At 37.5% G+C, this 23,892-nt stretch carries 16 protein-coding genes and 1 pseudogene; 7 read left to right on the top strand and 10 right to left on the bottom strand.

The window, feature by feature from the left end; all coding sequences use genetic code 11:
- Positions 1-684: 684 nt before the first annotated feature.
- Positions 685-1,464, top strand: a pseudogene (locus H5084_RS20015) (PAS domain-containing protein); the annotation flags it as partial.
- 108 nt (positions 1,465-1,572) lie between these two features.
- On the top strand, positions 1,573-2,004 hold the full coding sequence (locus H5084_RS20010) for a methyl-accepting chemotaxis protein (protein WP_245600390.1): 432 nt from the start codon (positions 1,573-1,575) through the stop codon (positions 2,002-2,004).
- Positions 2,005-2,324: 320 nt separating this feature from the next.
- Here H5084_RS20010 and H5084_RS03310 read toward each other — a convergent pair whose 3' ends face one another.
- Entirely contained in the window at positions 2,325-2,936 is a 612-nt protein-coding gene (locus H5084_RS03310; RefSeq protein WP_028868382.1) for a YhgN family NAAT transporter, read from the bottom strand.
- Between the two features lie 218 nt (positions 2,937-3,154).
- On the opposite strand from H5084_RS03310, the gene H5084_RS03305 reads away from it, so the two are divergent.
- On the top strand, positions 3,155-3,406 hold the full coding sequence (locus H5084_RS03305) for a DUF2999 family protein (RefSeq protein ID WP_028868383.1): 252 nt from the start codon (positions 3,155-3,157) through the stop codon (positions 3,404-3,406).
- A 426-nt stretch (positions 3,407-3,832) separates the two neighbouring features.
- Here H5084_RS03305 and H5084_RS03300 read toward each other — a convergent pair whose 3' ends face one another.
- From H5084_RS03300 to H5084_RS03285, 4 genes are all read right to left on the bottom strand, one after another.
- A complete protein-coding gene (locus H5084_RS03300; protein WP_182689524.1) occupies positions 3,833-5,326 on the bottom strand; it encodes a cell wall metabolism sensor histidine kinase WalK in 1,494 nt (497 codons plus the stop codon).
- Entirely contained in the window at positions 5,326-6,081 is a 756-nt protein-coding gene (locus tag H5084_RS03295) for a response regulator transcription factor (RefSeq protein WP_182689523.1), read from the bottom strand. The genes H5084_RS03300 and H5084_RS03295 overlap by 1 nt, the downstream gene beginning before the upstream one ends.
- A 75-nt stretch (positions 6,082-6,156) precedes the next feature.
- Positions 6,157-6,849, bottom strand: a complete 693-nt coding sequence (locus tag H5084_RS03290) for a spondin domain-containing protein (RefSeq protein WP_182689522.1) — start codon at positions 6,847-6,849, stop codon at positions 6,157-6,159.
- A gap of 10 nt (positions 6,850-6,859) precedes the next feature.
- Complete coding sequence (locus H5084_RS03285) at positions 6,860-7,531, bottom strand: spondin domain-containing protein (RefSeq protein WP_028868388.1); 672 nt, start codon at positions 7,529-7,531, stop codon at positions 6,860-6,862.
- 256 nt (positions 7,532-7,787) lie between these two features.
- Here H5084_RS03285 and tcdA point away from each other — a divergent pair, with 256 nt between their 5' ends.
- Complete coding sequence (gene tcdA / locus H5084_RS03280) at positions 7,788-8,579, top strand: tRNA cyclic N6-threonylcarbamoyladenosine(37) synthase TcdA (RefSeq protein WP_028868389.1); 792 nt, start codon at positions 7,788-7,790, stop codon at positions 8,577-8,579.
- A 382-nt stretch (positions 8,580-8,961) separates the two neighbouring features.
- Here the strand turns inward: tcdA and H5084_RS03275 are convergent, their stop codons facing one another.
- The 4 genes from H5084_RS03275 to H5084_RS03260 all read right to left on the bottom strand — a co-directional run bounded on the left by H5084_RS03275 (position 8,962) and on the right by H5084_RS03260 (position 18,316).
- The gene (locus tag H5084_RS03275) at positions 8,962-13,749 is read right to left on the bottom strand and encodes an NAD-glutamate dehydrogenase (RefSeq protein ID WP_182689521.1); all 4,788 of its coding nucleotides are present in this window, start codon (positions 13,747-13,749) and stop codon (positions 8,962-8,964) included.
- A 426-nt stretch (positions 13,750-14,175) separates the two neighbouring features.
- Positions 14,176-16,071 carry a bifunctional glutathionylspermidine amidase/synthase gene (gene gss, locus H5084_RS03270; protein WP_182689520.1) on the bottom strand — a complete coding sequence of 632 codons (1,896 nt, stop codon included), beginning with the start codon at positions 16,069-16,071 and terminating at the stop codon, positions 14,176-14,178.
- 403 nt (positions 16,072-16,474) lie between these two features.
- Positions 16,475-17,119: a pyrimidine 5'-nucleotidase gene (locus tag H5084_RS03265; RefSeq protein ID WP_182689519.1), complete on the bottom strand. Its 645-nt coding sequence runs from the start codon at positions 17,117-17,119 to the stop codon at positions 16,475-16,477.
- Between the two features lie 264 nt (positions 17,120-17,383).
- Entirely contained in the window at positions 17,384-18,316 is a 933-nt protein-coding gene (locus H5084_RS03260; protein ID WP_182689518.1) for a DMT family transporter, read from the bottom strand.
- 373 nt (positions 18,317-18,689) lie between these two features.
- Between H5084_RS03260 and H5084_RS03255 the strand changes: the two genes are divergently transcribed.
- Together H5084_RS03255 and H5084_RS03250 are read left to right on the top strand one after the other, a co-directional pair.
- On the top strand, positions 18,690-19,592 hold the full coding sequence (locus tag H5084_RS03255; RefSeq protein WP_220485885.1) for a LysR family transcriptional regulator: 903 nt from the start codon (positions 18,690-18,692) through the stop codon (positions 19,590-19,592).
- Between the two features lie 158 nt (positions 19,593-19,750).
- Positions 19,751-20,785 (top strand): IS110 family transposase, encoded by a 1,035-nt coding sequence (locus H5084_RS03250; RefSeq protein WP_182689517.1) that lies wholly within the window; start codon positions 19,751-19,753, stop codon positions 20,783-20,785.
- Between the two features lie 620 nt (positions 20,786-21,405).
- Here H5084_RS03250 and gfa read toward each other — a convergent pair.
- Positions 21,406-21,948, bottom strand: coding sequence for an S-(hydroxymethyl)glutathione synthase (gene gfa / locus H5084_RS03245; RefSeq protein WP_182689516.1), 543 nt, complete (start codon positions 21,946-21,948; stop codon positions 21,406-21,408).
- A gap of 734 nt (positions 21,949-22,682) precedes the next feature.
- Between gfa and H5084_RS03240 the strand changes: the two genes are divergently transcribed.
- Positions 22,683-23,813, top strand: a complete 1,131-nt coding sequence (locus tag H5084_RS03240) for a hypothetical protein (RefSeq protein ID WP_182689515.1) — start codon at positions 22,683-22,685, stop codon at positions 23,811-23,813.
- The last annotated feature ends 79 nt before the right edge of the window (positions 23,814-23,892 follow it).

The raw sequence follows: 23,892 nt of genomic DNA, 5'->3' as shown, positions 1-23,892 counted from the left end.
TAAGTAAGAAACTACGTGGCGTTATGAAAACACGAAAGACATGAAAACAATCGTAGAAGCTTCTTAATAATTAATTAAATAAGTTTTCTATTTAAGCCAAGCACTCGCTTGGCTTTTTTGACTCTACGATAAGTAAGAAACTACGTGGCGTTATGAAAACACGAAAGATATGAAAACTATCGTTGAAGCTTCTTAATTATTAGATGAGAATTAGTTAAATATTAACGAAATAAGTTTTCTATCTAAGCCAAGCACTCGCTTGGCTTTTTTGACTTTGCGATAAGTAAGAAACGGGAAACTACGTCTATGCCCACAACACGAAAGAGATGAAAACTATCGTTGAAGCTTTTCTTAATTATTCATTAATGATTAATGATTAATTAAATAATTTTTCTATTTAAGCCAAGCAGTTAGCTTGGCTTTTTTGTATCTAAAATCAGCTAAGGACTACTTCTATATCGATAACAGGAACAAGATAACAACCGACAATACATCAAGTAATTTTTACTAATACTTATGTCACCTTAACAAGGTTATGTGCACCTTTTCACTAAAAAGCATTTTTTCTAAAAATTAATTACTACTTTTGAATTAACCTACTACACTAATTTAAACCAATAATCTTTTCAAATAAATGCAATAAACACCACTATAAAATCATATTGATAGAGGGATATTCTAATTATGTTTATGAATAAGGCATTAAAAGAGGAAAACGCACAATTAAAAAGAGAACTACATTTTCTTAAACAGATAAGTAATAGCCTCGATGAAGATATGATACGGTTTTCATTAGATAGTGAAGGTAAAATTACTGAAACTAATGCAATGGTTGAATCAGAGCTAGGCTATACAGGCAAAGATGTTGTTGGCAAATACTTTATTGATTTAATTCCAGCTTATTATCGTGATACCAACCATTTCAAAGCACTTACTCAGGCATTGAAATCTGGCAAAAATTGGCATGGTGCTGTTCAAGCGAATAAAAACAATGGTCAAGAAACATGGTTAAGATCGATGTTAGAACCAGTATATAACCATCAAGACTCTTTAAGCTCGTTCATCGTCCTCTCTGCTGAATTAACCAGAACCATTGAAAACTCTCGTCAACAACAGGATATTCTAGAAGCCATAGACCGCTCTATGTCTACAATTGAGTTTACGCCAAAAGGTGAAGTACTTACCGCTAATAAAAATTTCCTTGGGGGGATGGGCTACAGTCTCAACGAGATAAAAGGAAAACATCATAAAATATTTTGTGATCCTGAAGAAGTGAACTCGCCAGAATATGAGGCATTTTGGAATAAGCTTGCAAAGGGAGAACATGTATCAAACCGTTTCAAACGCATTGATAGTTCAGGCCGAGAAATATGGTTGGAAGCGTCCTATAACCCTGTACATAATGATAAAGGTGAGCTTTATAAGGTCATTAAATTTGCTACTTTAATCACATCACAAATAGAGCAAGAACAAGCAGCTATTGAAGCCTCAAGAATTGCCCATACCGTTTCTAAAGAAACACGCCATCAATCAGAAAAATGTAAAGATATCATTCAAGATACTATTAATGGAATGCAACAACTAACCAAACAAATGGAAACTGTAAGTAACAGTATTAAATCACTAAATAAACACTCTGAACATATCAGCGATTTAGCTGGTAATGTGAAAGGCATTGCAGAACAAACTAACTTATTAGCACTGAACGCAGCTATTGAAGCAGCGCGAGCAGGAGAGCAAGGTAGAGGTTTTGCGGTGGTCGCAGACGAAGTCAGAAAATTAGCATCAAGAACAAATACTACAACAGAAGAAATAAGTAAGGTTGTAAATGAAAACCTTCATCAAATGTCAGAAGCTATCACTGCCATTGATCAATCTATAAAAGAAGCAAGTAATGCATTAGAGTTTTCTAACGAAGCCGGCATTACGATAGTTGAAATTCAAAATGGAGCAATGAGAGTAGTGGAAGCTATTGAGAATTTTAATCAAAATATCAGATCTTAACAAAGTATATTTGCTCCGTTCTGACACAGAATAGTAACCTAACCGCTACATTAATATTTAACAATATTAATGTAGCGGTTTTATATATTTGAAACTAAATTATTTTTGAGGTGAACTATTTTATAAATGAGTTACTTTTTAAATAATAAGTCGCAGGCAGGCAATTTCACCTTATTCACTTTAAAAAGTCGTATTACTGACCCGGTCAGTAAGAAACTACGTTACGTTATGAAAACACGAAAGCGATGAAAACTATCGTTGAAGCTTTTTAACATTTAAATTCACTCGTTTAGTAGGTATTAAAAAGAAACGATGACATTTTATGCGAATGTCGGTAATAACGAGCGGATCCCATCAATAAACATTTGTACTGACATGATCAGTAGTAACATGCCCATCAGCCTTTCTAACGCTTTTAGCCCTTTAGTTCTAAGGATTTTATAAAGCTGTGTCGAGAATAATAAAACCATGGCCGATAACAACCAAGCTAATAATAATGAAGCAAATAATTCACCAGTATGGTCTGTATTAGTTTTAGCTAAGACTAACAATGTTGCTAATGCGGCAGGCCCTGCAATCATTGGCATCGCAATCGGAACTACTAAGGGTTCGTCACCTTTTGTCGTAGCAAAAAGATCTGAACCATCGGAGTTAGGAAAAATCATTTTCAAAGCAATCACAAAGAAAATAATTCCACCAGAAATTGTTATGGCCTCTGTTTGAAGATGAAATAAACTTAAAAATCGCTCTCCAAAAAATAAGAAAATAAGCAATATGACTAAACCAATTACCATCTCTCTAACAATTATTGTTGCATGCCTTTTCTTATCTATATTTTTTAAAATGCTTAATAATAAGGGTACATTGCCTAATGGATCGAGTATAAAAAATAATAAAATAGCAGTAGAAAAAATCGGAAATGAACTTTCCATAGAAAAGCACCTTATGTATTAATAAATGATAGGGTTAAATACAGGTTATTGTAGGGGGTTAAATATAGAGAGCAATGTGTTAATAGCGCTTACTAGTCAATAAGCAATTAATAAGTTAGCCAAACAACAAGCCTTAGCATTATATATTGTTAATAGTACACACAAGCCATATAATTTAATCAATACACTTACCCATAATGTAAAATACAAGGTTATCAATGAATCCAATTATTGCAATTTTAAAAGAGCACAACGTAAGTGATGCAAAAGTAAAATCACTTTTTGAAGCATTAACTCAAAACCCTATGATGGCACTCAGCCTTGTGCAGGAGTTAGGCATTCCTCCAGAACAATTAAAGCAGTTGATGGGGACAATAATGACTCAGCCTCATTTAATTAAAGAAGCTACAGATGAATTGGGTTTAGACTTTGCAAAAGTACAAGAAGCAAAAGAAAAATTAAATAAATAATTTATGCAATTTGCCAGTTAAATTATAGACTCCTGTCTTTAGGGAACTTTAAAAATATTTCCCTTAAAAAAGCCGTTCGACTTATGTGAGCGGCATTTTTTACAGGATCAATAATGGAGCCAGAAAGTCACTAAGTAGATTAACAACCGAATTTCCCATTATTATTTTTCCACTCTGATTCAGTCACAACAGATATTTTCAATCGTATCTCAATGCGTGACAATTTCACCATTTTCAAATTTGAATATATCAAATTCAACTTTAGGACCCCAGATTCATATTTGCTATCTATGGCAAAGTGTTCGCGATCGGTAAATGTACTTTTATTCTGCTTTCATAATGCCTTTAGGCAATTGATAAAGCGTTTCAGAAAACCTGCTAAAGCATTTTTATTGCTAATCAATAAGCAAACTCAGCACCTTATTATCATCCTATTTTAGTCAAACAAAAATTGAAACTTGTCCCCTTACCTATCTGGCTATCAACATTAATTTCAGACTGCAATAAATGTAATAATTTTTGTGTGATAGCCAATCCTAACCCACCATGTTCTTTACTATCACAAATAGCATTACTCGCACGATAACGAGCATCAAAAATATAGGCTAATTCATTTTCATTAATTCCAGTACCATTATCGATAACCGATAGATTAAGTTTGTTATTTGGCTTTTCATCAACCTGTATTGTGATTTTCCCACCTGCTGCGGTATGCCTAATCGCATTATCAATTAAGTTACTTAATACTCTTTCTAATTTACCGATATCCGTATAAACCAAAAACTCACACTGCTCAGGGGATATATTCAGGGTTAACCCTTTTTCTTGTAAGCGATGTTGAAATTTAGCAGCAATATCATGTAATAACTCGGCTAAAGGAAATGTTTCTAAATCTAAGGTAACTTGCCCGCCATCTAGATGTGCTAATTCAAAAATTTGATCCACCAGCTTTTTTAGTTGATTGGCATTTTTAAAAGCAATATCGATAAATCGTTGGTGTTGTTCGCTACTGAGTTGAGCCCCTTTTAATTGAATCGTTTCAAGGTATCCTTGTAAAGCAGCAAGAGGTGTACGTAAATCATGGGAAAGATCCGTTAACATCTCTCGCCGTTTTTTGTCGTTTGCCTGTAATTGCACAAATTGATAATTAATTTGCTCAGCCATTTCATTAAACGCACTGCCTAGCTCATGAATTTCATTATGTTTAGCCGCTGGCCATTGTTGCAATATGACCTTATTTTTTTCAAATCCAGCCTGTTTAAAAGCGCGAACATTCTCAGTCAATTGTTTTAGCGGTTGAGTCAAAAAGCGTAATAATGCTATCAACACCAAAAAGAAGAAAACCATCACACTGAATAAAAATACCCACGACTGTGAAAGATGTTGTGCTGACAACACATCGGCAAAGATTGAATCATATTTTTCGCCACCGATAATGATATATAAATAACCTTGTAAATTATCACCATTATAAATTGGCGCAGCTGAAAATATCTTTTGTGCGCAGGCGATCCCTTCACAATTATTACGCGGATCATCACCGTATATTGGCAATGATTTTTTATGATTAATAAAATCGACTAAAGGTGCAATATCAATTTGCTCGCGTTTTACTTTACCGGGCTCTGCGGAATAACTGAGAATACTGCCACTGGGTGCGATAAAATAAAATTCAAAACTTGGCCCAAGAATCATTAAACTGTGGAACAGGTTTTTTAATTCACGGTAATCATAAACACCTTCTTTTAATAAAGGGTTATCGTTACCTAGATGCTCCGCTAATTGAAGATGTAAACGCTGTTCAGCTTCATGGCGAGAACTCACTTCAAGCTTTGCAGACCACCATGTAAAAGTGCAGGCAATAGCAAGGAAAAGTAATACTAGCGCAATGCTAATACGCTGATAAAGAGAGAGTATCATCAAGCAACACCTTCAGGGCTGAATTTATATCCCACACCAAAAACGGTTTGAATAATGGCAGGAAAAACTTTGTTGGTTGATTCAGGTTGACCCGCTACTAACTTGTTACGTAAGCGATTAATATGTGAATTAACCGTATGCTCATAACCACTATGCTGATAGCCCCACACTTTGTCTAAGAGTTGGGTACGAGAAAAAACTTGGCTAGGATGCTGCGCCATAAAACACAGTAGGTCGAATTCTGTTGAGGTTAATTCAATGGTTTTTTCACGTAATATCACTTCATGTGTACGACGGTTAATCATCAACTCGCCATGGCAAATAACGCTATTTTCTTGCCCACTTATAGTTTCATTATCAGTAGCTTGCGGTTTACTATTTTGTAATAAATGCACTCGACGTAAAAGCGCATGCACACGTGCTTGCAACTCTCTAATGCTAAATGGTTTTGACATGTAGTCATCAGCACCCAACTCAAGGCCAACCACTCTATCAATTTCAGAAGTACGTGCGGTTAACATTAAAATAGCTTGCTCTTGTTTGACTTCTCTTACTTTTCGACAAACATCTAACCCACTACAACCGGGTAACGTGATATCTAATATTAATAGTGAAAAGTCATTGCTTAAGGCTTGTTTAATGGCCTCTTCACCGTTATCGCAGTGCGTGACTTGCAAGCCTAAATCTTGCATGTGCACTTTAACCAATTCTGCGATATCTTGATCATCTTCCACGATTAAAATACTATCAGCCATGCTGCCCTCACTATAAAAAAAGCCTATTTGTTATAGCAAGCACAGAGCTTACAACAACAAACAGACCAAAAAGGTTTATTTGATACGCGTGATAGTAACAGACATAACCGGGTTATCGAACTTCTGTTGATAAGTGAGCACTGAGCTACTTAAACCATCATCTGCACTAATAATTCCAGCATGCATCGCGACAAAGTTATTATTATCATCACGCTGTGGATTATAAGCTTCACCACCACCAGCAGGACCTGGCACTGTTTCTGCGCTTTCAGTATTCGCTTCAGTACCCGCATCATAGGCGAGTGTGCTGTATTTAACGGAATCGTTAATCGCAAATGAACTCAAGTCGATTTTATTAAGACCAGTAAATGCATCATTGGAGTTACCTAACATACTTGCAAATGATAAGTAACTGACCAGATCACCATGAGAAATCGTCACCGTAGAAGTTTCTCCCGGTAAAACAGGTACAGCACTTACCGCTACACTTGTCACTAAACTACTACTTTGCAATAAGCTGCTATCACCAGATTCAGCCAATAATTCTAGTGCATTAGAAGCGGGGCTACCAATCGTCCATAATGCGCTGCTATTATGTAGAATCAATGCAGGTGGAGAGATAGGTTGACCGTTCGTTAGATTGCTTAAAGTAACTTGATACTCTACAGGCGTTGCCACCACGGTAACACTATCATTATTGTCATCACCACACGCAACTAATGTAAGTGCGGCTGCCGTCGCAACGGCGACTTTAGTAAATTTAATCATAAAAGCCTCCTTATTCGACAACAACTGTCAACTTTGCAACAGGGTTTAACCAACGGTGTACGCGGCTATCAAAATCACTAATACCACCTTCAGGATCTGTATCACCAACTACACCAGGATGAATATGTACGTTCGTATTACCAATCTCAGTTGCTACACCTGTTGCCCCAGTTGACGTAATGCCAATCGGGTTTGGCACGTTAGAAATAATTTCATCATTAGCCTCAGTGCCCGCATCATAAGCACTTAAAAGTACAGTATAAGTCCCCGCCTCCGTAGGAATTTTCCAGCTATCTAAACCAACAAAACCGTCATTAGTCGGTAACATCATTGCAGCTAAAGACAGGTAGTCATTGCCGTCACTGTTAGTGAGAGTAAACTCAGTATCACCACCGGCGCCTAATAAACCACCCGCTGGATTCGTCGTAATATCAGCACCATAACCGCTCAATAATAGATTAACGCCATCGATGCTTCCGCCCTCAGCTAGGGCTTGTAACTCTTCACTTGCCGCTTCTGCAGAATGGAAGATAGACGCCTGAGAATCATGCGCTGCTGCAATAATAGGTGTAAAGCTAATACCTTGGGTTAAATTAACAAGTGTAATAGTTAAGTCTTGCGCTTGGCTTGCTGCACTGAATAAACCTAGAAAACCTGCTGCAATAAGATGTTTGTTTGACATGGAAAAACTCCCTTTAATCGTAGTTGAATTATTTATCTTTAAATATATTTTGAATGTTGTTTAATTAGTTGGTGAAGAGAGTATGCCCATGAGATATCACGCAGTTATCACGAAAACTTCACTATTTAGTAGTGAATTGTTCGCTTTGTTATCGCAAGCATCGCCGAAGTTGATGATTAATTAATGACGCGTGTTTTTTTGCATATTCATTAACAGCACGTATAATCCGCCTTTCAAAAATCAACAAGAGCGAACCATGAACGAACAATACGAGAACCGCTTTGGTGGAATAAAACGCTTATATGGCACCACGGCATTACAAAAATTCCAAAACAGTCATATCTGTGTGATTGGGATTGGCGGTGTGGGCTCTTGGGTTGTTGAATCATTAGCCCGCTCAGGCATTGGGAAAATCACCTTAATTGATATGGATGACCTGTGCGTCACCAATACCAATCGTCAAGTACATGCATTGGCGGAAACCGTGGGTAAACAAAAGATCGAAGTGATGGCTGCGCGCTGTAAACAGATCAACCCTGATATTATCGTCAATTGTATTGATGATTTTATCGATAAAGAAAACTGCTTTGAATACTTATCTAAGGATATGGATTACATCTTTGATGCCATAGATAGCATTCATGCCAAAGTCGCTTTAGTGGCACACTGTAAGCGCAATAAATACCCATTACTTACCTGTGGTGGTGCAGGTGGCCAACTTGATCCGACACAAATTCAAGTTGCAGACTTAGCACGCACCATTCAAGATCCGTTAGCGGCAAAGGTACGCTCTGAGTTACGTCGTCACTTTAACTTCACGACCAACCCTAAACGCAAGTTTAGAATTAACTGCGTGTTCTCAACGGAGCAATTAAGCTATCCAGATATGAATGGGGAAGTGTGCAAAGAAAAGGCGGAATCAGACGGCAATATGAAAATGGATTGTGCGAGTGGTTTTGGTGCATCAACCATGGTCACAGCAAGCTTCGCCTTTATAGGCAGTGCGTTTATTCTGAGAAAATTAGCAGAGAAAGCAAAAGCTGAATAAAGAAAAAAAGCATTTAACCACGAAGCGCTGCGCTTCACAAAGAACACGAAGCAGAATAAACAATGGTTATGAGTTCATTGTTTTGACCTAATCTTCTCTACTCTTCGTGGTTAAACAGCTTTTGTCCTTACCTTCTCTAATCTTCGTGCCTTCGTGGTTAAATCGTTTTTGATCTTATTTCTCTTAGCGCTTTCGATCTTAATAAGCTTTTGACCTTATATACCTAAGCTCGACCTAAAAAACACCCATAAAAAAAGCGATGTGAATATTTACATCGCTTTTTAGTTTTAACGGTATTAGTTAAACGGTATTAATTAAGCTTTATTAACCGTTCTACAATGACTTGAACCAAATTAACTCAGTTCAATAGTCCCAACGGTAATTAACTTTTAGATAAATCTAATAATTCCCTTAACGCAACCTGACACATACTAAACTCAGGCATGCTTACCGCCGATAACGCTTCGGCCATTTTGTGCCAGCGAGCGGCTAAACTCTGATGTTGTGACTCCCAATCAACATAAGCTTTTTCAACATCCTTTCCTTCTAAGGTTAATAAAATAGCTCTGGTGATACGCTTTTGCTGCCACTCTAAATCATCACGCATAGCTTCTCTTGCTAATGACTGCCAATGACTATCAACAGGCAACAAATTCAACTGTGCAGCAATATCAGCTAGTTTTAACTTCTCTTCAGAATGGAAGAAAACGTGTGCAGCTAACTGTGGATCAATTTTCAGTTTATTAGCAACATCAATGATATTTAATAGTGCATATGACTGCTCAGTATTTGATAACTTCTCCGCCAATGTAGCTGGTACACCTTCTTTTGTAACACTATCAAATTCTCGTTGACGCTGCTGTAAACCACGCTCACTCAGTAACTTAGGTAAGTTAGCTTTTACTGCATGCAACGAAGATTTATACTTTTTAATCAAACATGCGCAATCAAGTTGCTCTCTATGGCGTCTCACAATCCAACGCGAAGCATGGCGTACCATACGCATTAATCGATTGCTCAGTTTCGCTTGAACGGCATTATCAATTTGATTATCAAGTGATTCAATCTCCTCCAACAATTCAGGTAGGTTGAAAATATCACGCGCAATGACCCAAGATTTAGCAAGCTCTAAGAACGAACAACCGGTGCTAGCCATAATACGATGAGCAAACGTTGCTCCCATTACATTAAACAAATCATTACTGACTTGAGTAGCAACAATTTCAGACAACAGCGGATGCTCATGTATTTCATTCTTATAGGATTTAACTAATTCAGCAGGGAATATTTTTTCTGCCTCTTTTGCTAAATAGCCATCTTCTGCAATTCGAGCCTTAGCTAATTGCTCTTTCATTTCATTTTTTGCATAGGACAATAAAACAGAGATACATGGACGCATCAAACCAAGCCCTGCATTTTTACGCTCAGTGATAGTTTCATCACTTGGGATAACTTCTAATGCTCTATTTAATTTGCCCTTCTCTTCTTGGTTATCAATTAAACCGCGGTACTCTTCAATACATTTATGTCCATTTTTATAAGACAAACTAATGCTTTGTGCTTGGCGGTAATTATTATGCAAGACTAAATCAGAGACTTGTCCGGTCATATTTTGTAACCAAACATTACGCTGCTTAACGGTTAAATCACCTTTTGATACTAATTTATCCAATAAGATTTTAATGTTAACTTCTAAATCCGAACAGTTAACTCCTGCGGCATTATCAATCGCATCGGTAAAGCATTGTCCACCATTTAACGAATACTCAATACGCGCACTTTGTGTCATCCCTAAGTTGCCGCCTTCTCCGATCACTTTACAGCGTAATTCAGCACCATTAACACGTAGGTTATCATTTGCTTTATCGCCTACATCTGCGTGGGTTTCTTGCTTACTCTTAACATACGTACCGATACCGCCATTCCACAACAGGTCAACAGAGGCTTTAAGCAATAACGAAATCAATTCAGTCGGTGTTATTTTGCCTGCTTTAATAGAAAATGCTTTGGCCATTTCAGGCGTCACCATAATCGATTTAGCTGAGCGTTCAAAAATACCACCACCAGCAGAAATCAATTTAGCATTATAATCAGCCCAGCTAGTTCTTGGTGTATCAAATAAACGTTGACGCTCTTCAAAGCTCGCATCTAAATCTTTAGGACTTGGGTCAATAAAGATGTGTAAATGGTTAAAGGCGGCTAATAATTTAATCTTTTTAGAGCATAACATGCCATTACCGAACACATCACCACCCATATCACCAATACCAATCGCGGTAATAGGTTGCTCTTGGACGTTAATACCTAACTCTCTGAAATGACGTTGCACACTGATCCAAGCTCCTTTTGCCGTGATCCCCATTTTTTTATGGTCATAACCGTTGCTCCCACCCGATGCAAAGGCATCGTTTAACCAGAAGTTTCTATCGGTTGCTAATTCATTGGCAATATCAGAGAACGTTGCAGTTCCTTTATCAGCGGCAACTACTAAATAAGGGTCATCATTATCGTAACGCACCACTTGTTGTGGTGGGATTAAATTACCCGCTTCTAGGTTATCGGTAATGTCCAGTAACGCGCTGATAAACATCTTGTAACACGCAATGCCTTCTTGCATAAATGTATCGCGATCCATAGCAGGCGTTAAATACTTAGCAACAAACCCACCTTTTGCACCAACCGGTACAATCACAGAGTTTTTCACTTGCTGTGCTTTTACTAAGCCTAATACTTCTGTACGGTAATCTTCACCGCGGTCAGACCAACGTAATCCGCCACGAGCAACGCTACCACCACGTAAATGCACCCCTTCAAAGCGAGGCGAGTAGACAAATACTTCATAACTTAAGCGTGGTAATGGAATTTCACTGATTTTTTTATGGTCAAATTTAAAGCTGATATATTCTTTAAATTGCTCACCTTCTTGTTGGAAGTAATTACTACGAATAGTCGCCATAATCAATTCAACAAACTTACGAAGTACCCTATCGTCATTAAGGTTACTAACCTCGTTCAAAGATTCTAGAATATCGTTTTCTAATTGCGCTTGTTTTTCAGTGCTAACTTTAAGCTCAGGATTAAAACGAGCATGAAATAAGCTTACGATTTTTTTTACATAACCGCTATGTTCGAGCAATGTTTTTGCCATCGCAAAATGACTAAAACCGAAGCGGATCTGTTTTAAGTATTTTGCATAGGCACGTAACATAGCAATATCACGCCAATCTATACCTGCACCTAATATCAATTTATTAAATGGGTCGTTATCTGCTTTTGAATACCAAACAGCTAGAAAGGCATCTGAAAACAGATGACGGAAGTTTTCAGGGTCAAAACCATTATCGCCTACATACAACAAAGTAAAGTCATATAGCCAGAATGTATTCTCACCCACAGGACACACTTGATAAGGGTATTCCTGCGCAACTTGTAAGCCTAAGTTTTCTAAAATAGGGATCAAGTCCGATAACAATAACGCGCCATCTTGGTGGAAAAGTTTTAATTTCAGACCACTGTTATTAGCTTCAATGGAGCGATAAAAACGCAGTGCCATTGACCGTTCTGGTGATAAATATAACGATTCAATACGGTCAATATCTGCGACTGCAACACGCGAACTAAAGCTTTCTTGGTAACTACTTGGGAAAGCAGCTTGGTACTTCCGGGTCAGTTTTACAGCGGTTTCTTCACCATGCTGCTCAAACAATGAATCTTGTAACTCTTCATGCCACGCTTTAGTGATTTGCTGCATACGCAACTGGATAGCATCCACCTCTAATTCGCCTTCAAAAGCTTTATCAAGGTGGATCACTAAACGTAAGCGTGCGAGGTTAGATTCACTTAAATAGGTTTGGAAATCACTGTCTGCGATTGGCATAGTACGCGATAACAACTCGACAAATTTAAGTCGAACCTCTGTATTGTAAACATCACGAGGCACATACAATAAAGCGGTAACAAAGCGTTTATTACCGTCAGTTCTTAAGAATAATTTAAGCTGCTTTCTTTCCTGCGCATGTAAAACTTCGATAACATTATGAAGTAACGTTTTTTCATCGCATAACAATAAATCTTCAACCGCATAGGTCGATAATATTTGCGTTAGTTCTTTGTAATAATGCCCTCCTAGGCTCAACCCAGATTGTGCTAGTATATTACTGATTTTTTGACGTATAACAGGAATTCCTAACGGGCTACCGCTATAAACAGATGAAGTATAAAGACCTATAAAACGAAGCCCGCCAATTAATACTCCTTGTTTGTTAAACTGTTTAACATACACAACATCAGGATAAGCAATACGATGCACCATCGCACGTTGTGACGCTTTACTAAAGTGTAATAAAGAAGGATCTTGTAACTCTTGCACACAGTCAAACTGCGCTTTATCTTGCATAAAATCTTTGTGTTTTAATAAACCTAACTGGCTATCTTTTACAATAGAAATAACATTATCTTTAACCGTAAATTGATCACAAGCTAGGAAAGTAAAATGATCGTCTGCCATCCAATCTAAATAAGTTTGTTGCTCAGTAAAGTCAGATTTTGAAGCGATAGCGCTGACAGCTTTTTTACTGGTGGCAATTGCCCCTTTTACTTTGTCGATCATTTGATGATAATCATCAACGACTTGCGATACACTCGCTAATGCCTGCTCCAAACATTTTTGAATTTTAGCGCGCTCTGTCGATGAGGTTGTTTGGTCAATTTCAATATATAACAACAGCTCTGTATCATTTTCAGTATTTAATTTTTTCAACTTACCGGAAGCACCACGCTCACTGTGTATTTCGCTATAAAAAATACGGTGTAATTTAGTGTTATGTTTATTTAAGGTTATTTTTACCGTATCAATAACAAATGGAATATTACGACTTAATACACTAATAACAGTATGACTAGATTGCCACTCATCCTCTTCAACATCAGGATTAAAGACTTTAACCTTGGCAATTTCACCTTTCCATTGATGCACTTCTCGCCACAATGAAACCGTTAAACCAGATAAATCATCCGGACTGATAGTGGCTAAATCAACAATGCTAACATCACGATAAATAGCATTAATAAAACTTTGTAGGAGAGATTGTTCGCGCGTTGGGAAATGTGCTTTTAAGCGCGAGAAAATTTGTTCTAGGATATCTGATTTTTGATTCAATTTTATATTCATTGTATAACCTATCTAATGACGAGAAGTAGCTTGCAACGCTAAGGCTATGTCAAATAAATAAATACACAATATAATAAGTTAATAAGCGCTTATCAGCACACAAAAAATATGAAAAAATTCTTCATTAAAGCTTTACAAAAAAAACATTTGTAACTTAAAGTATCGAACAACATTATAACCACACTATTTAAAAGGATTTAAAAAATATAAAGCCAACAATCAACGCTTGAAATGATTGCAGATGTGGTTAAGTGATGCCATGAAAAATTGTGCTAATTTTATGAGCATTTTCGATCCGTTGTTGATCTATTTTGCTGATAAAAAATAATCGTTAATAGGATTTGCATAAACTAAAATGGCAAATACAAGCTAAAAAAAGCCCACCGAAGTGAGCTTAATAGAAAAATAAAGTAACAACAAAACTACCTATGATGATTGCAAAATATCCTCATCATTAACAAAGCGTAACGCTAAACAATCACTGTCTTTACTAATAATCATCGAAGAATCTACTCGTAAGCAACTACCAGCGTATTTACCAGCCGCAGTGAACGTACAAACTTGTACATAATAACCATCCACCAGCGGTAACGGAAATAACGCTTGGTAAATATTATCTTGAGCGGCAAACTTGCCTCCCGTCGCTTCAAGTACATCCTGCTCATGGTCAATTAGTTGAATATTGGCACCGCATCGCCCAACAATAGGTTTACTAACATAACCACTTGCTTGTAAATCATCATTCAGTGCAAAATCTGCATGCAATAATAACGGGTGATTAGGGAATAATGACCACAACACTGGCAATATTGCTTTGTTACTTGGAATTAATGTCCACAGTGGTTCAAATATCATAATATTTTTATGTAATAACACATCAGCAAGTCGCGGCGTTTTGCCTTTTCTCGATAAAGGTTCAAAACTTTCAGATGACGTATCATCAGATTCACACTCTAAGCGAATTTGATCCAATGCAGTTTCCCATGACCATGTTTTCCAAACCCAATGCAATACATCACCTTGCGCGTCAACCACGTTACCTTGTTCATCCCATATTAAAGAGTGTATGCCCTCTATTAAGCGACTCTCAATACCCGCTGCTTTTAATGTCTGTTGAATAAATAAAGCGTGGTACTTCTCTTCTGGATCATCATCGTGAAGAATATGAATAAGGCCTTTGACCTGACTTTTCTGCCATGCTTTCACCAGTTGTTTAAAGAGATCTTTGCCGGCATCTTCACCTTCATGAACGCCATAATGTTGCGCCCATTTACCCTGAATTTTGGCCCCTTCCATATAACATGAAGCTGAATCGCAGTTATATTCGTAGACCTTTAGCCCCTGCGTTGTCATCGCGAAATCAAAACGACTGGTGATCAACTGATTTAAACGATTATCCCAGGATTGGCGAATTTTAGGCAATAGTGCACGAGGCAAATTAAATTTATCTAATAAATGTTCATTATCAAGTACATAATCCGTGGCATGCATGAATAAACCATGCAGTTCATTGGTCGCGCGGCGTAACGTATCCTGCGCGGTTTCGGATAACACATAATAGCGATATTCATCCGCTGCGATGGCGCTTAATTTGTGCCCTTGTAAGGCTTGTACATAAGCCGCTTCATCTTTATTAGCGACATTTAACCAAGACTTTTGTGGCCCAACAATAGGTTTAGCGGAATGACTCGACAAAGAAAACAACTGCTTATTGGTTGCTTCACAGACCTCTGCATAAGTATCATCGTCAGTTTGTATCATCCACCCTAAAATCAACGCATCGTTAAATGAACACGCCAACCAATATTCACCGTCTTCACTAATCGTCGCAACTAATTCACGGCTGTAATTTCTCCCCTCAGGCCAAACAGTATGGTCAAGATTTTGCTCTGCAATACGAATTTTGTCAGGGAAAACTTCAGTCACAATAGCGACATGCCCGGTTTGCTCAAACTCACCACCTTGCTCCCAAATTAATAAACAGCCGGGTTGCGGATGACGTTTACTACCATTACTAAAAGCCTGTAAAGGTAAACGAGTATTGGATGCAATCTCACGCACGGAACGTAAGTTAAAAATCTCATAGGCCATGGACACATCATCAAAAATATAACCACAGTTTTGATACATCCAGCGCCGAGCAAATTCAACGCATTGCCATTTATAGCCCATATAGATACCGTCAACATAACTGCGAAAAGCACTACGTTTAGGATACTCAATATCACTCGCACTATCATAGTCGCTAGAATACGACGCAACCCCACCTGGTGCATAACCAAGCAAGGTACCAAAGGAACAAGAAGTTGATTTATTCGACAAGATAATGGTCCAGTTAAAAGGTAAGAAACGATTTCAATATAGACTTCTCTAAAGTGATTAGCAATCACTCAATCAGCTAATAATATAAATAATTTTCACCAAAAAAATAGAGGGTAATAATGGCTATTTAACATCGATATTAACGGCACAATAAGATAAAAAATAACGGTGAGAGTGAAAAGCTCAGGGAAGTAAATGAAAACAAATAAAAGAGTAAGAAACTTAGATATTTAGCACGTAAAGGGTTACATTTTTACATGCTTCAAAGGTTCATAGGTTAGTTAATAGGTTAATAGGTTAATAGGTTAATACATTGAAAATACGCCCCCGAAGCGGCGTATAAGAAATTCAAACAAAAGCAATAGAATCTGCCTCAATAACTTGTTAAACAGCAAGGCAGAAATTATTTTGTTAAGGATGCGACGAAACTAGGCAAGTCTTCAGTTTTATAGCAAGCATCGTGCTGATTAATGTCACTTCTGTTCACTAATATAGTCCGCATACCTAAGGCTTTAGCGGTGGATATATTAGAGACTTGATCATCATAAAAAGCAGCATCAGAAGCTTTAAAACCAAAGTGTTGGCAAATAGTATTAAAAGCATGCGGATCAGGTTTCATTCGGTAACCAGTTAATTCAACACTAAAAATACCATCGAAACAATCATATAAATCAATATGCTTTAATACCCTTGTGGCATAAGCCAGTGGCGAGTTAGTAAATACATAACGTGATTTTTTAAAGGCATGTAATGCGTCTTTAAGCATGGTGGCTTTTTTAACCTTATCTAAATTAACTTGATGAGAGAAATCAGAAAACTTCTTTAAATCAACACTTGGATAATGTAATTGAATGCCTCTTATTGTGCCGCCGTATTGCTGATAATAACTTTCACACAGCAGATTAGACTCTTCAATAGATATACCTAGCTCATTGCTGATAAAGCGACGCATTCTAGGGGCAATTTGCTCTAAAATGGCATTTTCTGGAGAATATAAGGTGTTATCAAGGTCAAATAAATGAACATCACGCTCTAATAATGGGGCCAAAGGATTGCCTCTTTGTTGCTCAGTGAGAGAGGATACTATCACTATTGCTTTCAAAAAACTCAATGTCGACAAAGTGTCATCGACAATCTACTTACATGCAAAAAAGTTTTAGTGAAAAGATAGAGACTGAATAGTCGTGCTAAGCATTCACTCCGAGCAATTATTCAGCAGTAATCAACTGCTCCGATTTATAAAATAAACATTCTCCAGCCCTCACTTCATTACGACAGACAAATACAACTTCGACCAATCATTTACCTTTAATTATAGAGACGCTTTTTTAATATTAGTTTCAGCATCGTTAGAGTTAATAAAAGTCGCCTTTGGCAAAGGGGTGGGATGACGAATACATAACGCAACCATCACCAGCAGCATCGCCGTGATATCCAACCTTGTTAAATCTTGCTCCAAGAATATGGCGCAGGAGAGCATTGCAACCACCAGCTCAGCAGAACCAAAAACAGCAATGATCTCAGGCTTAGTTTTAATCGCGCCCACTACAAATAAATATTGCGGTAAAGCAGCGGCGAGAAAAGCTAAGCCCATCAATACACTCCATCCACTTATTTGTTCAGGAAAAACAACAACTGGAGCAGCATAAATAACTAAAGGTATTAATATAATTAAATGCCCCATTGTTGCCCAAGCAATACGGCAAGCAGCAGTTAATTTTTGTTTGGGTTTGGCGAGGTATTGTATTTGAAAAGCAAAAACCATTGGCGCTAAAAAGCAACCAAATAGCGCCCACTTTGATCCCATTGACAGCGCAGCTGGGTCGATAACAAGTGATGCAGCAATAAGGACCAGCATTGCTGATAATAAACCGTTAACACTTAGCGCACGCTTAAAAATTAACACGCCGATTAATAATGAGAAAAAGGGATAAGTATAATAAATTAAGATAGCGGTTGATGAATCAAGCGCTTTTAATGCATGGAAATAAGCCAGTACGCCAATAGCACTAGCAAATCCAAGCAACAACATTCGGATCACTTCTGGCCATAAATGCTTGGGAGCCGACAAATAAAATGATAATAAAATACCCGGTAATATAAAACGATAAAGCGTGACCAGTTCTGTACTCATTCCTTGATCAAATAGAATTTGAGCGAATAAAGGATTAAAGCCAAACCCAACAGCTGAAAGCAATACCATCATCGGCCCGCTCATTTTTATTTTTTGAATATCCATTTTCATTCGTTCACTTGCCCTTTTTGATCATCTAATGCCTATTGCCATCATTTGGCTCGACTCGATTCAGGCATTAATTCAGCCCATTTTCATTATTTAACCAAGTCAATTTTATAACTTAACCCAGCACCATTTACGGCCACAGCACCAACCTGCTTACATCAACTATATCCGCTCACTTGCGTATAAAAATAGATACCCATTTAAAAGCTTTATTGATCAACTGAATATATGGATTAACTAGATTAAGCAGATTAACTACCTATTGATTGGCTAGACAATATCTGAAATTAAATTAATATATAAGTGAATTTAGCAGCCAATACATGCATAAAATTCATGTATTAACTCATTTTTAAATACACCCTGTAGGCGCGTAATGAAACTCGAAGTAAGACATTGGCAAATGCTAAAATCCCTCTCTGAACTCAACAATGTAGCGCAAGCCGCCGACTCATTGGGTATCAGCCAATCAGCATTGAGCCATCGTATTGCCGAAGCCGAGCGCCGTATGGGCGGGAAGTTATTTGAAAAAGAAGGTCGTCGAATAAAACTCACACCGGCAGGCGAATTGATTACACAAGCCGCGTTACAGGCATTGCCTATTCTTGAGCGAGCAGAAAATGACTTTGAACTAGATGCAAGTAATGAAAAACAGATTGTTCGACTAGGGGTTGCCTCATACTCTTGCTATCACTGGCTCCCTGAGTTCATGCAGTATGTCAGTAAACAAGCACCTAACATTCAACTACGCTTAATCGCTTCCGCCACACAAAACCCAATTAGCAACTTGCAACATAGCTCAGTAGATATCGTCATCGCACCGGGTTATTTAGCAACTCCCGGCATTATTCCAACCTCCCTTTTTAAAGATGAACTGGTGCTAGTCACTCAATATGATCATGCACTTAGCCATCAACGCTATATTGAAGCTAAAGATTTAAGTCAACAACAGTATTACACCTATAGCCAGAACGTCACACCAGGGTTTGAGTATGAACGCTTTATTCGTCCGTCTGGTGTCATTCCCCAGCAAGTAGAAGTGGTTGAGATGACGGATGCCATTATAGAGTTAATTAGCGCAGGGTTAGGGGTGAGTATTCTTTCTAAATGGGCCATCGATGCGGCACTAAAATCTAAACGAGTAAGTTGCACTCAACTGGGTAAACAAGGGCTTGATCTCGCTTGGTCTGCCCTCACCCGTGAAAGTGAAAAGAAAAATAGTGCCACCAAACAAACAGCCCATTTATTAGCTCGTTGGTATAAAGCTTCTAATCAATAAACACAGGCAAGGTGTTCATCACAATAAGGCACTCGTCAATTTTCAGGGTGCTTTACGGGCGAGAAAGGGAACTCACTAACGCCGCCAAAGCGATGTATGGACTCCACCAACTCTAGCAATTAGCCTAGAGTTACGGTAACTAATAAGGAGACCATACTATGTTGAAATCTAATATTATCGGAATCGATCTAGCTAAAAATATTCTTCAAATTTGCCAAATCAGTAAACATGGTGAATTAATTAGTAATAAATCGGTGAATCGACAAAAGTTAAAAGAGCTATTGGCTAGAGTAAAACCAGCCGTTGTTGCTATCGAAGGCTGTGGTAGTAGCCATTACTGGGGAAGATATGCAGAGCAATTTGGTCATGATGTTCGTATTATCAGCCCTAAAAAAGTGAAAGGATTCCTCGAAGGTCATAAAACTGATGCTAATGATGCATTGGCCATTGCGAACGCATCATTACAAATAGGGATAAAATTCAGTAAGCCTAAAAATGAAGAACAACAATCTCTGCAAACGTTAGAAACGAGTCGTCTTTATTTTTCAAGGAATATTACTTCATTAGGGAACCATATTCGTGCAATGTTATATGAGTATGGGGTTACAAGTACTCAAGGTTTGTTAGGGCTAAGAACCGCAGTACAAAAAACACTAGATGAACCAGCCCTAATTCCAGCATGCTTAATCACTACTTTGCATCAGCTGTGGGAACAATATCTCAATCTAAAAATCGAATTTGCCAAGTTAGAAAAAGTAAAAAATGCATTAGTTCGACAATTAACACCCTCTAAAAACCTTATGGCATTAGAAGGAGTAGCAGAAGTTTGTTCAAGTATGCTTTATTCGACTATAGGTGATGGAAAGCAATTTAAAAATGGTCGACAAGCAGCTGCCTTTGTTGGTGTTACGCCGAAGCAACATAGCTCCGGTGGTAAAACGGTGATGACAGGCATTATTAAACATGGTGGTGTTAAAGAGTTAAGGTGCGCGTTATACCAAGGTGCACTTGCCTATATTTCCAGGTTGCCGGATGAACTGAAAACAGTGAAACAAGCCTGGCTGATTCAGCTGAGAGAGCGATTAGGTATCAAGAGAACCTGCATCGCGTTAGCAAATAAAACGGTCAGAACGGCTTGGGCAATGTTAAGATATGAAACAAAATATCAGCAACAATTATTAGTAATCGAATAGGTAAATATAAAAAAAATTTAATCAGAAAACCAAAAATAAAATGAATAACTTTACCCAATTTTACAACAATGATGCAGCATAAACGGTAAGACCAACCTATTAAAACCTGTCTAGGGCGGAAGTCATAACAGACTGTCAAAGCGAAGAGGATAATAGGTGCGCAAACATCTAAGGCTAGAGGGTAGCCCCCTCAATAAAAAGCCGTATATACGCACGCATCTTAAATGTTTATGTCAATTTATACTTGTAAAATAGGTGGAGTCCATATACGCCTTAGGAAGCTATACATATGTGGCTAAATACTAAGTAATGCAAAATGAAAGAGCTGACCCTCTTGGTCTTTTAGGTTGCTGGTCGATTTTCTTGCTGAAAAATTGTCTTAACTTTTTCAATGGTAGCCTTTGCCAAGGCAGGATCTACAACCCATCACTTAGCAACGATTTTATTTTTCACTATCCATTTCACTTAAACAAAGTCCCCTCTGTTGAAATTAGCATTTTGAATGGTGTGTAATGTAACGAGGATATATTGCGCTAAATATTAAGATTGCCGTCGGCGATCGACCAAAAAAAAAGGCTCAAAAGAGCCTTTAAAATAAATGACATAATTACTTATATTACTTAATGACTTGCGATGTGTGTTGCTATTACATCCATCAATACAGGAGAAAGGCAATCATAAGGCGCTAATCCTTGTGAAGTTAATTGCTGACGTATTGCATCCATATCTTCAGGCTTAGTACCTGTTTCAATAATTGACGATACAAATGCGGCAAATGTTGGTGCAGACCAGCTTTTTTGCGTAGATAGTTCAGTATGGATAAAATCTAAGCCAAAGAAAGGATGCTCTGTATTGTCAATGCGACCATACATATGTACCCCACAACGCTTACAAGCAAAGCGCTTAATTGTTGCACTGTCATCAATAACAGTGAGCTTTGACTCATTGTTTGTTACTTTAAGGTTATCTTTAGAAATCACAGCAACCTGTGAGAAAAGAGCACCATCTGGTTTCCAACATTTAGAACAACCACAAGCATGGTTATGAGCACTTTGCCCTTTAATTTCAACAATAACTGGCTTTGTGAGGCAATGGCATTTTAATTCACCCCCTTTAAAATTATCTAATGTTGCTTTATATTTACTTATAATTTTATTTATCATCTGATCGAACTCTTAGGGGTTAGGAGTTAGGTTAAGGTTAAGGTTAACTATTATGCTTGTGGTGCAAATTCAGGTGTGGCTTTTCGCTGAGCGATATAAATCACTTCAGCATCACTTTCAGCATCAAAAATAACGACCTATCATTGACTATCAACCTAACTGGGACACTTAACCTTTATCGTATTGCCCTTGAAAACATTCAAACTTATTAGCCTTTTATTAATAACTTCATCATCGCTCTAACTCTAGGCCGGGATGACACATTGGCCATCTTTTGGCCTTAAAGGAATCATGCGCAATAACCCCAGACAAATCTAGAAAAATCCAGACAAACTCATACAAATTTAATATATTATCGCCAAATTAAAGTTGCTATATTTAGCCCGTAGAGGCAGCACAACGCTTATCTATCATTAACGTACTAATTTGTTACTTGGAAATGAGTATGGATCAGCTAACTTGTACTTTATCAAGAATAAATGCAATAACTGGTATTCACTAAATAGGCAAAGATGAAATAGTGAAATACACCAAGCCAACTCGGAAATCGTTATATAACTGATGTTACACAGTCCCCTGATAGAATAGGGCTTACAGCCACATCTAAAAAGAGTAACTTATTGATTTGTAATAATGTAGTGGGTGATGTCAGTTATTTAAATAAACACCTTATTAACGACAATAATGAATAATCACTTAAAAATGAGATTAGATCCCTAGATCAGGAAGAAATTTTGATAAAAAAAATATTTTTTATAATTATCACCGTCAACATCTTGTTGGGTTGTTCGTCATCAGCGGATATGCTTAATAAAACACTTAATGTCGGCACCAATGCCAACTGCGAAAAGAAAAATGGTTATTGGTATAATAATAAATGTTGGGCAAACTATGCTGAGCTTGACGAGAACATTTCAAAAGCAAATATTGATGCTGAAGTTGAAAAACAGCTAATGGCGATTAAAGAGTTTGGTTTAACAATAGATGAAAAAGACTTCAAAATTGATTTCTTTTTTATCGAAACTAATGACGAAGATAATAATGTAGTCATGATTACCTTATTTAAAGATGGGAATAATACAAAAACACTGTTACAAATAGCCGAAATTGAAGATTTGGAAAAAAGTAAATTCACCGCACAAACGATTTTTTTTGACATAAATTTGCTGGAGATTTCTGAAGAAAAAGCATCAAACATGGAGACATATATTGTTGCGAAAGGTATCAGCAACATAGAAGCTATAGAAGGTGACACTGTCGTATTTAACATTGAAGGTACACTATTAACTGAAATCGATGGTAAAGAAAGTGCTTTCTCCATGAAAGTTGGAGAGGTTTTAGCCAGTATCGGCAATACAACATTAGAAGTAAGAGGAACACAAGCTTTTTTGAATGGTACCTTAGGGACTAAAGGATATAGCCAATTTAAAGATTTAATTAAAAACAATCCAGAAGTTGACACTATCGTCTTACAAAATGTACCCGGCTCTATCAATGATGCTGTTAACATGCATACCGGTCGCATTATTAGAGAGGCTGGGTTGAATACCAAGGTACTTGCCAACAGTGAAATATCATCAGGCGGTGTTGATTTATTTTGCGCAGGAAAAGAACGTATAGTTAACAAAGGAGCACGTTTAGGTATACACGCATGGGCCGGAGGAGGAATATCCGCCGACAATTTAGCCAAAGATCACCCTGCTCATCAATATCAAATAGCCTATTTCACCATGTGTTTGGGCAAGGAGAAAGGTCCTGCATTTTATTTTAGAACACTCGAGGCTTCATCGGCACAAGGTATGCATTGGATGAGTGATAAAGAAATAGAGCAGTGGAACCTCTCGACTCAATTTTTAAATAAATAACCTGTTGCTCATGTTATACCGGTTACATTAAGGTTGTGGTCTAAATTTCGCGCAGGAAAAACAGCTTAATTCTAGGCAT

The organism is Psychromonas sp. SR45-3, assembly GCF_014163575.1.
In the GTDB taxonomy this organism is placed as follows: Bacteria; Pseudomonadota; Gammaproteobacteria; order Enterobacterales; family Psychromonadaceae; genus Psychromonas; species Psychromonas arctica.
The sequence above is the reverse complement of the archived record's forward strand: the minus strand, read 5'-3'. Positions and strand labels throughout refer to the sequence as shown.